10 protein-coding genes are annotated in these 13,308 nt (G+C 69.2%); 7 read left to right on the top strand and 3 right to left on the bottom strand.

All coding sequences use genetic code 11. The features are described 5' to 3' along the window. Window position 1: 1 nt before the first annotated feature. The 3 genes from yidD to rpmH are packed head-to-tail and all read right to left on the bottom strand — an operon-like array spanning window position 2 to window position 903. Entirely contained in the window at window positions 2–376 is a 375-nt protein-coding gene (gene yidD / locus AC07FV_RS20970) for a membrane protein insertion efficiency factor YidD (RefSeq protein ID WP_479088872.1), read from the bottom strand. After that, window positions 373–744: a ribonuclease P protein component gene (gene rnpA, locus AC07FV_RS20965; RefSeq protein WP_079030275.1), complete on the bottom strand. Its 372-nt coding sequence runs from the start codon at window positions 742–744 to the stop codon at window positions 373–375. Before rnpA ends, yidD begins: the two co-directional genes overlap by 4 nt. Window positions 745–765: 21 nt before the next feature. Next, window positions 766–903 (bottom strand): 50S ribosomal protein L34, encoded by a 138-nt coding sequence (gene rpmH / locus AC07FV_RS20960; protein WP_003975051.1) that lies wholly within the window; start codon window positions 901–903, stop codon window positions 766–768. Window positions 904–1,277: 374 nt separating this feature from the next. Here rpmH and dnaA point away from each other — a divergent pair, with 374 nt between their 5' ends. The 7 genes from dnaA (at window position 1,278) to gyrA (ending at window position 13,308) form a co-directional block, all read left to right on the top strand. Continuing rightward, the gene (gene dnaA / locus AC07FV_RS20955; protein WP_479088871.1) at window positions 1,278–3,218 is read left to right on the top strand and encodes a chromosomal replication initiator protein DnaA; all 1,941 of its coding nucleotides are present in this window, start codon (window positions 1,278–1,280) and stop codon (window positions 3,216–3,218) included. A gap of 1,038 nt (window positions 3,219–4,256) precedes the next feature. Further along, on the top strand, window positions 4,257–5,387 hold the full coding sequence (dnaN, locus tag AC07FV_RS20950; RefSeq protein ID WP_356602625.1) for a DNA polymerase III subunit beta: 1,131 nt from the start codon (window positions 4,257–4,259) through the stop codon (window positions 5,385–5,387). 207 nt (window positions 5,388–5,594) lie between these two features. Then, window positions 5,595–6,470: a phosphogluconate dehydrogenase (NAD(+)-dependent, decarboxylating) gene (gene gnd, locus AC07FV_RS20945; RefSeq protein WP_479088870.1), complete on the top strand. Its 876-nt coding sequence runs from the start codon at window positions 5,595–5,597 to the stop codon at window positions 6,468–6,470. Between the two features lie 35 nt (window positions 6,471–6,505). Further along, window positions 6,506–7,627, top strand: coding sequence for a DNA replication/repair protein RecF (gene recF, locus AC07FV_RS20940; RefSeq protein WP_479088869.1), 1,122 nt, complete (start codon window positions 6,506–6,508; stop codon window positions 7,625–7,627). Continuing rightward, on the top strand, window positions 7,624–8,187 hold the full coding sequence (locus AC07FV_RS20935; protein WP_479088868.1) for a DciA family protein: 564 nt from the start codon (window positions 7,624–7,626) through the stop codon (window positions 8,185–8,187). The genes recF and AC07FV_RS20935 overlap by 4 nt, the downstream gene beginning before the upstream one ends. A gap of 423 nt (window positions 8,188–8,610) precedes the next feature. Beyond that, window positions 8,611–10,671: a DNA topoisomerase (ATP-hydrolyzing) subunit B gene (gene gyrB / locus AC07FV_RS20930; protein ID WP_383642566.1), complete on the top strand. Its 2,061-nt coding sequence runs from the start codon at window positions 8,611–8,613 to the stop codon at window positions 10,669–10,671. 42 nt (window positions 10,672–10,713) lie between these two features. Beyond that, window positions 10,714–13,308: a DNA gyrase subunit A gene (gyrA, locus tag AC07FV_RS20925; protein ID WP_479088867.1), complete on the top strand. Its 2,595-nt coding sequence runs from the start codon at window positions 10,714–10,716 to the stop codon at window positions 13,306–13,308.

The raw sequence follows: 13,308 nt of genomic DNA, 5'->3' as shown, positions 1-13,308 counted from the left end.
ATCATGCTCCTTGGGCATGGGACTGGGTCTCTGCGGCCGGGCTCGAAGGACCGGGCGGACTCACGTGAGAAGCCTGTCCTTCGATGGCCGGTTCGGCGGCGGAGGGCCCGCCCTTGCGTGCACGCCACGCGCCGCGCAGCGCTTCGTGCCACCGCGGGCGCTTGCGCTGCGGGACATGGTCCACACCGCCCGGCGACCACGGATTGCACCGCAGGATGCGCCAGGCGGTGAGCGCCGTGCCCTTGATGGCACCGTGCCGGTCGATGGCCGTGTAGCCGTAGTGGGAGCACGACGGGTAGTACTTGCAGACCGGCCCCAGCAGCGGACTGATCGTCCACTGGTACAGCTTGATCAGAGCCAGTAGCGGGTACTTCATCGCGCGCCCCCTCCCGTGAGCCGCTCGATGGCGGCGTCCAGGTCTCGGGCCAGCTGTGCATGGTCGGCGTCACCCGCACCGGGCAGCGCTCGTACGACTACCAGGCTACCGGGGGGGAACAGGTCGATCCGGTCGCGCATCAGATGGCGAAGCCTGCGCTTCACCTTGTTGCGCACCACCGCGCCACCGACAGCTTTGCTCACGACGAAACCCGCACGTGTCGGGGGAGCGCTCTCCCCAGGCGCGTGCGGGTCCGTGGCACCGCTTCGGTGGTGGACGACGAGGGCCGGGCGGCCGGCCCGGCGGCCTCGTCGTACCGCGGTCGCGAAGTCCTCGCGCCGCCTCAGCCGGTTCTCGGTGGGCAGCACGATGTCATGACCTGACCGGGATCAGGCGGACAGACGGGCGCGACCCTTGCTGCGGCGGGTCGCGAGAATCGCGCGGCCGGCACGGGTGCGCATACGCAGCCGGAAGCCGTGGGTCTTGGCGCGACGACGGTTGTTCGGCTGGAAGGTGCGCTTGCTCACTCGGGGGCTCCAGAAAGAATCGGGGTTGGCGGGGTGCCGTCCTGGCTGTCACCGTGCGCCCACGAGTAGCTCGCGTTACGCCCGAGTGCACCGCTTTTCGATCACCTGACGTGACCTGTGCCCATCGGAGGCAGGCGGCAGCAGCCATCGACAACTCGACCTGGTTACGGTACGTGCGACTGCGCCATTCGGTCAAACCAGCGGTGACCGGGAGACACTTGTCCACAGGCTGGGGACAACAACTTGAACCCTACCGGCCGCGCTGACTACCGTGGCTGAACTCCGATTCGTTCCCTTGTCCCTGCCCCACCCGAGTTTCATCCCGACCCGTCCCCGGATCACACCTTCGAGGGACTCGTGAGAGAGCGTGCCCTGTGGCTGACGTACCTGCCGATCTTGCCGCAGTGTGGCCACGCGTACTGGAGCAACTCCTCGGGGAGGGCCGCGGGCAGGGCGTCGAGTCGAAGGACGAGCACTGGATCCGGCGCTGCCAGCCCCTCGCGCTGGTCGCCGACACGGCCCTGCTCGCCGTACCGAACGAATTCGCCAAGGGCGTACTGGAAGGGCGTCTCGCGCCCGTCGTCAGTGAGACGCTGAGCCGCGAGTGCGGCCGGCCCATCCGTATCGCGATCACCGTCGACGACACCGTGGGCGAGCCCGCGGCCCCGGCACCGCAGACGCCGTCGGCCCGGCCCCAGCCCCGCTACGAGGAGCCCGAGCTTCCGGCCCCCGGCCCGGGCCAGGGCAGCCGCGACGAGTACGAGGGCTACGGCCGCCACCGCGGCGACCAGCTCCCCACCGCTCGCCCCGCCTATCCGCAGGAGTACCAGCGTCCCGAGCCCGGCTCGTGGCCGCGTCCGGCGCAGCCCGACGACTACGGCTGGCAGCAGCAGCGCCTCGGCTTCCCCGAGCGCGACCCCTACGCCTCGCCGCCGCAGGACGGCTACGGCCAGGAGCCGTACCCGCAGGATCCGTACGCCCAGGACTACCGGGCGCAGGCACCGGAGCGCCCGCCGTACGACACGCAGCGCGGTGAGTACGACCAGCAGCGCAAGGACTACGACCGGGGCGACTACGACCAGCCCCGCAAGGACTACGACCGCGGTGACTACGAGCAGCAGCGGGGCGACTACGAGCAGCGCAGGCCCCGCCGCGACCTGCCCGAGCCGCCCTCGGTCACGGGGCACGTGCACCGCGGCGGTCCCGTCGGTCCCGGCCCCACCACCGGCGCCCCGGGCCCTCTGGCGGCACAGCCCGCGCCGGCGACCGGACCGGGCGAGCCGACCGCGCGGCTGAACCCGAAGTACCTCTTCGACACCTTCGTCATCGGCGCCTCCAACCGCTTCGCCCACGCGGCGGCCGTCGCCGTCGCGGAGGCGCCCGCCAAGGCGTACAACCCGCTCTTCATCTACGGGGAGTCGGGACTCGGCAAGACCCACCTCCTGCACGCCATCGGGCACTACGCCCGCAGCCTCTACCCCGGCACGCGCGTGCGCTACGTGAGCTCCGAGGAGTTCACCAACGAGTTCATCAACTCCATCCGCGACGGCAAGGGCGACAGCTTCCGCAAGCGCTACCGCGAGATGGACATCCTGCTCGTCGACGACATCCAGTTCCTGGCGGACAAGGAGTCGACGCAGGAGGAGTTCTTCCACACCTTCAACACGCTCCACAACGCCAACAAGCAGATCGTGCTCTCCTCCGACCGGCCGCCCCGGCAGCTGGTGACCCTGGAGGACCGGCTGCGGAACCGCTTCGAGTGGGGCCTGACCACCGACGTCCAGCCGCCCGAGCTGGAGACGCGCATCGCGATCCTGCGCAAGAAGGCGGTGCAGGAGCAGCTCAACGCCCCGCCGGAGGTGCTGGAGTTCATCGCCTCCCGGATCTCGCGCAACATCCGCGAACTGGAGGGCGCGCTGATCCGGGTGACGGCGTTCGCCTCGCTCAACCGGCAGCCCGTCGACCTGGGCCTGACGGAGATCGTGCTCAAGGACCTGATCCCGGGTGGTGAGGACTCGGCCCCCGAGATCACGTCGACGGCGATCATGGGTGCGACCGCCGACTACTTCGGCCTCACCGTCGAGGACCTGTGCGGCACCTCGCGCGGGCGTGCGCTGGTCACGGCCCGGCAGATCGCCATGTACCTGTGTCGTGAGCTGACGGACCTCTCGCTGCCGAAGATCGGCGCGCTGTTCGGAGGCCGGGACCACACCACGGTGATGCACGCGGACCGCAAGATCCGCAATCTGATGGCCGAGCGGCGCTCCATCTACAACCAGGTGACCGAGCTGACCAACCGCATCAAGAACGGCTGACGGCCGCGGGCCGACGCGTGCCCGCACACTCCATGAGGCGCCTCCGGGGAGACCCGGGGGCGCCTTCTCGGTGCCCGGCACCCGCGGCCCCCTCCAGCGCGCCCCGCCCGTCCCTCCCGCCCGCCCGTCCCACGCCCACGCCTCGCGCCGAGCCCGGGACCGACGCCGCGCACCCCTCGAATCGGCCCCCTGCCCGCCCCCGACCGGTCCTCCCGCCCGCCCTCGGCGCACCCCGCCCACCCCCGCCGTATCCAGGCTGTTCGAATACCTGCCGGGTTACGGCCGTCCTCCACAGATTCGGTGACTTTTTCCCGTCCACACCTTGGGGACCGGGAAGTTGTCCCAAGCCTGTCCACAGGCCAGGGTGGTGGGAGAGGATCAGGGCAGGTCAGCCTCCTGTGGATTCGTGGACGAACGATCTCCACAGGCTGTGGACAACGAAACGGTCCACAGCCTGTGCATCAAGTTGTCCACGGGCAACCCACAGGCTGAAACGGGTTGTCCCCAGTGATCACCCGCTTCTCCACATGCCTGTCCACTGTTCGGCAACGTGACGCGCCTCCTCACCGGGTCGAGTGAAAGGCGTCACACCGAGGTGCCGAAGGGGGCTGTGGGAAAGACTCCGAAACCTGGGGACGGCCCTGGGGAGAAGTCGCCGTTCCCTGTGCACGGAGTGTGCAGAACTTTCCGTTCTCCACAGAAGCGCCCGGTTGTCCACCGGCTGCGCCCACAGGGCCAGTGGACAAAATTCCTGCCCTGACCTGGGGAAACGAGGTTATCCACGGTATCCACAGGCCCTACTACTACTGACGACTAGAGAGAGTGCGGAATCCGTTTCGAAGCGGGACCTGTGCACAACTCGGCCTCTCGGGCCCGACCGCCCCTCGGCACGACTTGACCCCGAACGGCACCTACTGTCAGTGGGGTGCGTCAGACTGGTCCCCGGTGTTCTGCCCCCGAGAGGGACCGACGACACCGACTCAGACGACGAAAGCCAGGCAGGGCGAGCAGCGCCGGCAACAGCAGGAGGCGGCAACAGTGAAGATCCGGGTGGAACGCGACGTACTCGCGGAGGCGGTGGCCTGGGCGGCCCGCAGCCTTCCGGCCCGTCCGCCGGCGCCGGTCCTCGCGGGCCTGCTGCTGAAGGCCGAGGAGGGGCAGCTGAGCCTGTCCAGCTTCGACTACGAGGTCTCCGCGCGGGTCTCGGTGGAGGCGGAGGTCGAGGAGGAGGGCACGGTCCTCGTCTCCGGCCGCCTGCTCGCGGACATCTCCCGCGCCCTCCCCAACCGGCCGGTGGAGATTTCCACAGACGGTGTACGGGCGACGGTGGTCTGCGGTTCCTCGCGGTTCACCCTCCACACCCTGCCGGTCGAGGAGTACCCGGCGCTGCCGCAGATGCCGGAGGCCACGGGCACCGTCCCCGGCGAGGTGTTCGCCGCGGCCGTGCAGCAGGTCGCCATCGCCGCGGGCCGCGACGACACGCTGCCCGTGCTCACCGGTGTGCGCATCGAGATCGAGGGCGACTCGGTCACGCTGGCCTCCACCGACCGCTACCGCTTCGCGGTCCGCGAGTTCCTGTGGAAGCCGGAGAACCCGGAGGTCTCCGCGGTCGCCCTGGTGCCCGCCAAGACGCTCCAGGACACCGCCAAGGCGCTGACCAGCGGTGACCAGGTGATCCTCGCGCTGGCCGGTTCCGGTGCGGGCGAGGGGCTGATCGGCTTCGAGGGCGCGGGCCGCCGGACCACGACGCGTCTGCTGGAGGGCGACCTCCCGAAGTACAAGACGCTGTTCCCGACGGAGTTCAACAGCGTCGCGGTGATCGAGACCGCCCCCTTCGTGGAGGCCGTCAAGCGCGTGGCCCTGGTGGCGGAGCGCAACACCCCGGTGCGGCTCAGCTTCGAGCAGGGCGTGCTGATCCTGGAGGCCGGTTCCAGCGACGACGCACAGGCTGTGGAGAGGGTCGACGCGCAGCTGGAGGGCGACGACATCTCGATCGCCTTCAACCCGACGTTCCTGCTCGACGGCCTGAGCGCGATCGACTCCCCGGTGGCCCAGCTGTCCTTCACGACGTCCACGAAGCCGGCGCTGCTCAGCGGCAAGCCCGCCCTGGACGCCGAGGCGGACGAGGCCTACAAGTACCTGATCATGCCGGTGCGGCTGAGCGGCTGAGCGGCCGACGCTTCGAGGGGCGACCCCGGACCGTCCACAGGCTGGGGACGGAACCGCAGGTGAGGGCGTGCGTCTGAGCGCGTACGCCCACAACTGTGCACGGACGTCCGGGTTTAGGCTCGGCGCGGGTACGAAAGTGCCGCGGCACGCGTCCGGTGGTTCAGGACGTGCCGTCCCGCCCCCTCGCACACCTAAGGAAAGCAACTGATGGAGCTCGGTCTCGTCGGCCTCGGCAAGATGGGCGGCAACATGCGCGAGCGGATCCGCCGCGCGGGCCACACCGTCGTCGGATACGACCGCAATGCGGACCTCGCCGACGTCCACAGCCTGGAAGAGCTCGTGGGCAAGCTGGAGGCCCCCCGCGTGGTCTGGGTCATGGTCCCGGCCGGCGAGGCCACCCAGGCCACCGTCGACCGGCTCGGCGAGCTGCTCGAGCCCGGTGACGTGGTCGTCGACGGCGGGAACTCCCGCTGGACGGACGACGAGAAGCACGCCGAGGAGCTGGCCGCCAAGGGCATAGGCTTCGTCGACTGCGGCGTCTCCGGCGGCGTGTGGGGCCTGGAGAACGGCTACGCGCTGATGTACGGCGGCGACGCGGAGAACGTCGCCAAGGTGCAGCCGGTCTTCGACGCCCTCAAGCCGGAGGGCGACTTCGGCGCCGTGCACGCCGGCAAGGTCGGCGCGGGCCACTTCGCGAAGATGGTCCACAACGGCATCGAGTACGCCATGATGCAGGCCTACGCCGAGGGCTGGGAGCTGCTGGAGAAGGTCGACTCCGTGGAGAACGTCCGCGAGGTCTTCCGTTCCTGGCAGGAGGGCACGGTCATCCGCTCCTGGCTGCTGGACCTGGCCGTCAACGCGCTCGACGAGGACGAGCACCTCGGTGACCTGCGCGGTTACGCACAGGACTCCGGTGAGGGACGCTGGACGGTGGAGGCCGCGATCGACAACGCGGTGCCGCTGCCGGCGATCACCGCGTCGCTGTTCGCGCGGTTCGCGTCCCGGCAGGACGACTCGCCGCAGATGAAGATGATCGCCGCGCTGCGCAACCAGTTCGGCGGTCACGCGGTCGAGAAGAAGTAAGCAGCACCCGAGGGTTGGGAGGTCGGCGCACCACCATGCACGTCACGCATCTGTCGCTGGCCGACTTCCGCTCGTACGCCCGGGTCGAGGTGCCCCTGGACCCGGGCGTCACCGCCTTCGTCGGCCCGAACGGGCAGGGGAAGACGAACCTCGTCGAGGCGGTCGGCTACCTCGCCACCCTCGGCAGCCACCGCGTCTCCTCCGACGCCCCCCTGGTGCGCATGGGTGCCGAGCGTGCGGTGATCCGCGCCCAGGTCCGGCAGGGCGAGCGGCAGCAGCTGGTCGAGCTGGAGCTGAACCCGGGCAAGGCCAACCGTGCCCGGATCAACAGATCCACCCAGGTCAAGCCGCGTGACGTGCTCGGCATCGTGCGCACCGTGCTGTTCGCCCCGGAGGACCTCGCGCTGGTGAAGGGCGACCCCGGGGAGCGGCGCCGCTTCCTCGACGAGCTGATCACCGCCCGCTCGCCGCGGATGGCCGCGGTGCGCTCCGACTACGACCGGGTCCTCAAGCAGCGCAACACCCTGCTGAAGTCGGCCGCGCTCGCGCGCCGGCACGGCGGGCGCACGATGGACCTGTCCACGCTCGACGTCTGGGACCAGCACCTCGCGCGCGCGGGCGCCGAACTGCTCGCGCAGCGCCTGGACCTGATCGCCGCCGTGCAGCCGCTGGCCGACAAGGCCTACGAACAGCTGGCTCCGGGCGGCGGACCCGTCACCCTGGAGTACAAGCCGTCGGCGCCCGGTGAGGCGCACACGCGCGAGGACCTCTTCGAGCAGCTGATGGCCGCGCTCGCCGAGGCCCGCAAGCAGGAGATCGAGCGGGGCGTCACCCTGGTGGGCCCGCACCGGGACGACCTGCTGCTCAAGCTCGGTGAGCTGCCCGCCAAGGGATACGCCTCCCACGGCGAGTCCTGGTCGTACGCGCTGTCGCTGCGGCTGGCCTCGTTCGACCTGCTGCGCGCCGAGGGCAACGAGCCGGTGCTGGTGCTCGACGACGTCTTCGCCGAGCTGGACGCGCGGCGCCGCGAGCGGCTGGCGGAGCTGGTGGCGCCCGGCGAGCAGGTACTGGTGACGGCCGCGGTCGACGACGACGTACCGGACGTGCTGGCGGGGGCGCGGTACGCGGTGGCCGAGGGCACGGTGGAGCGCGTATGAGCGCGGACGGGGCGGGACCCGGGAAGTCCTCCGCCGACGGCGCCGGTCAGCCGGAGCCGTCCGGCGTCGACCTCGCGCGCGTGGCGCTCAGGGCGGCACGGGAGGCGGCACGCGCGCGGGGTGACGTGGCGCAGCAGAAGCAGCAGGCCCGGCGCGGCGGTCTGCGCTCCGGTGCGCGCGCGGACGGCCGTGATCCGATGGCGCTGGGGTCGGCGATCAACCGGCTGATCACCGAGCGCGGCTGGGAGACGCCGGCGGCGGTCGGCGGGGTGATGGGGCGCTGGCCGGAGATCGTCGGCGAGGACGTGGCCAAGCACTGCGTGCCGGAGCGGTACGACGAGGACGAGCGGGTGCTGGTCGTCCGCTGCGACTCGACGGCCTGGGCGACGAACCTGAGGCTGCTCGCGCCGACGCTGGTGGCGCGGCTCAACGAGGATCTGGGCCACGGTTCGGTACGGGTGATCAAGGTGCTGGGACCCGGCGGTCCCGGGGGCCCGGGCCGTCGTTACGGCCCGTTGCGCGCGCCGGGCAGCAGGGGGCCGGGTGACACCTACGGGTGATCTGGCACCCCGTCATGGACGGGTGATGTACCTCACATAAATGGGCGTCAGCGGTCGGTGTGAACCGTTGGCGCCCTCTTCGTCGTACAACCGCACACGGTTGCGAATCGGGTTCTGACTCCCAAGTAGCCAAGGGTTGACGTCTCGAAGCGCTGAGTGCCGTCGTGAGCCTCTTGAGGCCCCCTTCCCTATATCGGGAGTCGGACGAGCACGGTTCAGGGCGGCACATGCGGACTCAGGTACCGGCAAACCCCCATCAGTGTCAGTGCTACCGGTAGAATGGAAGACAATCCCGCCCCGAACGTGGGGACCGTCCGGGAGTAGCTGAGCAACGCTGATCAAGGCTTACCAACGCAACATGCCGCAGCCGCTCCGGCAATCCGCCGACGAGCCCGGCTCGTGCTGTGCCAGAAAGGGCGCTTCGTGGCCGATTCCGGCAACCCCAACGAGAACAACCCGTCCACCGACACCGGCGTGAACGACGCGGTGAGCACCTCGACCGGCGAGGCTCCCACCTCGTACGACGCCAGTGCCATCACCGTCCTCGAGGGTCTGGACGCGGTCCGCAAGCGACCCGGTATGTACATCGGCTCGACCGGTGAACGAGGCCTGCACCACCTGGTGCAGGAGGTCGTGGACAACTCCGTCGACGAGGCGCTGGCCGGCCACGCGGACACAATCGACGTCACGATCCTCGCCGACGGCGGCGTCCGGGTTGTCGACAACGGCCGCGGCATCCCGGTGGGCATCGTCCCCTCCGAGGGCAAGCCCGCCGTCGAGGTCGTGCTGACCGTGCTGCACGCGGGCGGCAAGTTCGGCGGCGGCGGCTACGCGGTCTCCGGTGGTCTGCACGGCGTGGGCGTCTCCGTCGTCAACGCCCTTTCCACGCGGGTCGCCGTGGAGGTCAGGACCGACGGCTACCGCTGGACGCAGGAGTACAAGCTGGGCGTCCCCACTGCGCCGCTCGCCCGGCACGAGGCCATCGAGGAGACCGGCACGTCGGTCACCTTCTGGGCCGACGGGGACATCTTCGAGACCACCGACTACTCCTTCGAGACGCTCTCCCGGCGCTTCCAGGAGATGGCCTTCCTCAACAAGGGCCTGAAGATCAACCTCACCGACGAGCGCGAGTCGGCGAAGGCGACCGCCGGTGCGGACGAGGCGGGCGAGGACGAGAAGCACGAGGTCAAGACCGTCTCGTACCACTACGAGGGCGGCATCGTCGACTTCGTGAAGTACCTGAACTCCCGCAAGGGGGAGCTGGTGCACCCCACCGTGATCGACCTGGAGGCCGAGGACAAGGAGAAGAGCCTCTCCCTCGAGGTCGCCATGCAGTGGAACGGCGGCTACACCGAGGGCGTGTACTCCTTCGCCAACATCATCCACACGCACGAGGGCGGTACGCACGAAGAGGGCTTCCGCGCGGCGCTCACCTCGCTGATCAACAAGTACGCGCGCGACAAGCGGCTGCTGCGGGAGAAGGACGACAACCTCACGGGTGACGACATCCGCGAGGGTCTGACCGCGATCATCTCGGTGAAGCTGAGCGAGCCGCAGTTCGAGGGCCAGACCAAGACCAAGCTGGGCAACACGGAGGTCAAGACCTTCGTCCAGCGCGTGGTCTACGAGCACCTCACCGACTGGCTCGACCGGAACCCGAACGAGGCCGCGGACATCATCCGCAAGGGCATCCAGGCGGCCACCGCGCGCGTGGCGGCCCGCAAGGCCCGTGACCTGACGCGCCGTAAGGGCCTGCTGGAGACCGCGTCCCTGCCGGGCAAGCTCTCCGACTGCCAGTCGAACGACCCGACCAAGTGCGAGATCTTCATCGTCGAGGGCGACTCCGCCGGCGGCTCCGCCAAGTCCGGCCGGAACCCGCAGTACCAGGCGATCCTCCCGATCCGCGGCAAGATCCTGAACGTCGAGAAGGCGCGCATCGACCGGATCCTGCAGAACCAGGAGATCCAGGCGATGATCTCCGCGTTCGGCACGGGTGTGCACGAGGACTTCGACATCGAGAAGCTCCGCTATCACAAGATCATCTTGATGGCGGACGCCGACGTCGACGGCCAGCACATCAGCACCCTGCTGCTGACCTTCCTGTTCCGCTTCATGCGGCCGCTGGTCGAGGCCGGGCACGTGTACCTGTCCCGCCCGCCGCTCTACAAGATCAAGTGGGGCCGGGACGACTTCGAGTACGCGTACTCCGACCGCGAGCGCGACGCCCTGATCGAGCTGGGACGCAACGCCGGCAAGCGCATCCGCGAGGACTCCGTGCAGCGCTTCAAGGGCCTCGGCGAGATGAACGCCGAGGAGCTGCGCGTCACGACCATGGACCAGGAGCACCGCGTGCTCGGCCAGGTCACCCTCGACGACGCCGCGCAGGCCGACGACCTGTTCTCGGTACTGATGGGCGAGGACGTCGAGGCCCGGCGCGCGTTCATCCAGCGCAATGCCAAGGACGTCCGCTTCCTCGACATCTGAGTCGGTCTCAGCTGACCGCACCAGGAAGGACCTTCACCAGCAATGACCGACGAGAACACTCCTGTGACGCCGCCCGAGGGTGACGCCCTGGCCATGCGTGTCGAGCCTGTCGGGCTCGAGACGGAGATGCAGCGCTCCTACCTCGACTACGCGATGTCCGTCATCGTCTCGCGTGCGCTGCCCGACGTCCGCGACGGCCTCAAGCCCGTCCACCGGCGCGTGCTGTACGCCATGTACGACGGCGGCTACCGCCCCGAGCGCGGCTTCTACAAGTGCGCCCGCGTCGTCGGCGACGTCATGGGCAACTACCACCCGCACGGCGACAGCTCCATCTACGACGCCCTGGTGCGCCTCGCCCAGCCGTGGTCGATGCGTATGCCGCTCGTCGACTCCAACGGCAACTTCGGTTCGCCGGGCAACGACCCGGCGGCGGCCATGCGCTACACCGAGTGCAAGATGGCGCCGCTGTCGATGGAGATGGTCCGCGACATCGACGAGGAGACCGTCGACTTCACGGACAACTACGACGGCCGCTCCCAGGAGCCGACCGTCCTGCCGGCCCGCTTCCCGAACCTGCTGATCAACGGCTCGGCCGGTATCGCGGTCGGCATGGCGACCAACATCCCGCCGCACAACCTGCGCGAGGTCGCGGCCGGCGCCCAGTGGTACCTGGAGAACTACGAGGCCTCGCACGAGGAGCTGCTGGACGCGCTCATCGAGCGCATCAAGGGTCCGGACTTCCCGACGGGCGCCCTGGTGGTGGGCCGCAAGGGCATCGAGGAGGCGTACCGCACCGGGCGCGGCTCGATCACCATGCGCGCGGTCGTCGAGGTCGAGGAGATCCAGAACCGCCAGTGCCTGGTGGTCACGGAGCTGCCGTACCAGACCAACCCGGACAACCTCGCGCAGAAGATCGCCGACCTGGTGAAGGACGGCAAGGTCGGCGGCATCGCGGACGTCCGCGACGAGACCTCCTCGCGCACCGGTCAGCGCCTGGTCATCGTGCTGAAGCGGGACGCGGTCGCCAAGGTCGTCCTGAACAACCTGTACAAGCACACCGACCTGCAGTCCAACTTCAGCGCCAACATGCTGGCCCTGGTGGACGGGGTGCCGCGCACCCTCTCCCTGGACGCGTTCATCCGCCACTGGGTGAACCACCAGATCGAGGTCATCGTCCGGCGGACGAAGTTCCGGCTGCGCAAGGCCGAGGAGCGGGCGCACATCCTGCGCGGCCTGCTCAAGGCCCTGGACGCCATCGACGAGGTCATCGCGCTGATCCGGCGCAGCGACACCGTCGAGATCGCGCGCGGCGGCCTGATGGAGCTCCTGGAGATCGACGAGATCCAGGCCAACGCGATCCTGGAGATGCAGCTCCGCCGGCTGGCGGCCCTGGAGCGGCAGAAGATCGTCCAGGAGCACGACGAGCTCCAGGCCAAGATCCGCGAGTACAACGAGATCCTCTCGTCCCCCGTCCGCCAGCGCGGCATCGTCAGCGAGGAGCTGGCGGCGCTGGTCGAGAAGTACGGCGACGACCGCAAGACGAAGCTGATCCCCTACGAGGGCGACATGTCCATCGAGGACCTGATCGCCGAGGAGGACATCGTCGTCACGGTCACGCGGGGCGGCTACATCAAGCGCACCAAGACCGACGACTACCGCGCCCAGAAGCGCGGCGGCAAGGGGGTGCGCGGCACGAAGCTCAAGGAAGACGACATCGTCAACCACTTCTTCGTGTCCACCACGCACCACTGGCTGCTGTTCTTCACCAACAAGGGCCGCGTCTACCGGGTGAAGGCCTATGAGCTGCCCGACGCCGGCCGGGACGCGCGCGGTCAGCACGTGGCCAACCTCCTGGCCTTCCAGCCGGACGAGACGATCGCCCAGATCCGCGCGATCCGCGACTACGAGGCGGTTCCGTACCTGGTCCTGGCCACCAAGGCCGGCCTGGTGAAGAAGACACCGCTGAAGGACTACGACTCACCGCGCTCCGGCGGCGTGATCGCCATCAACCTGCGCGAGCAGGAGGACGGATCCGACGACGAACTGATCGGAGCCGAACTCGTCTCGGCCGAGGACGATCTTCTGCTGATCAGCAGGAAGGCACAGTCGATCAGGTTCACCGCCTCGGACGACACACTGCGTCCGATGGGCCGTGCCACCTCGGGCGTCAAGGGCATGAGTTTCCGTGAAGGGGACGAGCTGCTCTCGATGAATGTTGTTCGAGCCGGTACGTTCGTGTTCACTGCCACCGACGGCGGTTACGCGAAGCGGACCTCCGTCGACGAGTACCGCGTCCAGGGCCGCGGCGGCCTCGGCATCAAGGCCGCCAAGATCGTCGAGGACCGCGGATCGCTCGTGGGTGCGCTGGTGGTCGAGGAGCACGACGAGATCCTCGCCATCACCCTCTCGGGCGGTGTGATTCGTACGCGAGTCAGCGGGGTCAGGGAGACGGGCCGTGACACCATGGGCGTCCAACTGATCAATCTGGGCAAGCGCGATGCCGTCGTCGGCATCGCACGCAACGCCGAGGCGGGACGCGAGGCGGAGGAGGTCGACGGCGATGTGGTCGTCGACGAGACCGCCGAGGGTGCCGCGACCACCGGCACGGACGAGGGTGAGGCGCCCTCGGACGAGTAG

It is taken from the genome of Streptomyces sp. NPDC045956, from assembly GCF_056430705.1.
Note: the sequence above shows the minus strand (reverse complement) of the source record. Positions and strands in the feature narration are given on the sequence as shown.

Bases quoted from the DNA above. Each gene is read 5' to 3' on its own strand.
- gyrA (WP_479088867.1), top strand. From the start codon at position 10,714: ATGACCGACGAGAACACTCCTGTGACGCCGCCCGAGGGTGACGCCCTG.
- recF (WP_479088869.1), top strand. From the start codon at position 6,506: ATGCACGTCACGCATCTGTCGCTGGCCGACTTCCGCTCGTACGCCCGG.
- AC07FV_RS20935 (WP_479088868.1), top strand. From the start codon at position 7,624: ATGAGCGCGGACGGGGCGGGACCCGGGAAGTCCTCCGCCGACGGCGCC.
- yidD (WP_479088872.1), bottom strand. From the start codon at position 376: ATGAAGTACCCGCTACTGGCTCTGATCAAGCTGTACCAGTGGACGATC.
- gnd (WP_479088870.1), top strand. From the start codon at position 5,595: ATGGAGCTCGGTCTCGTCGGCCTCGGCAAGATGGGCGGCAACATGCGC.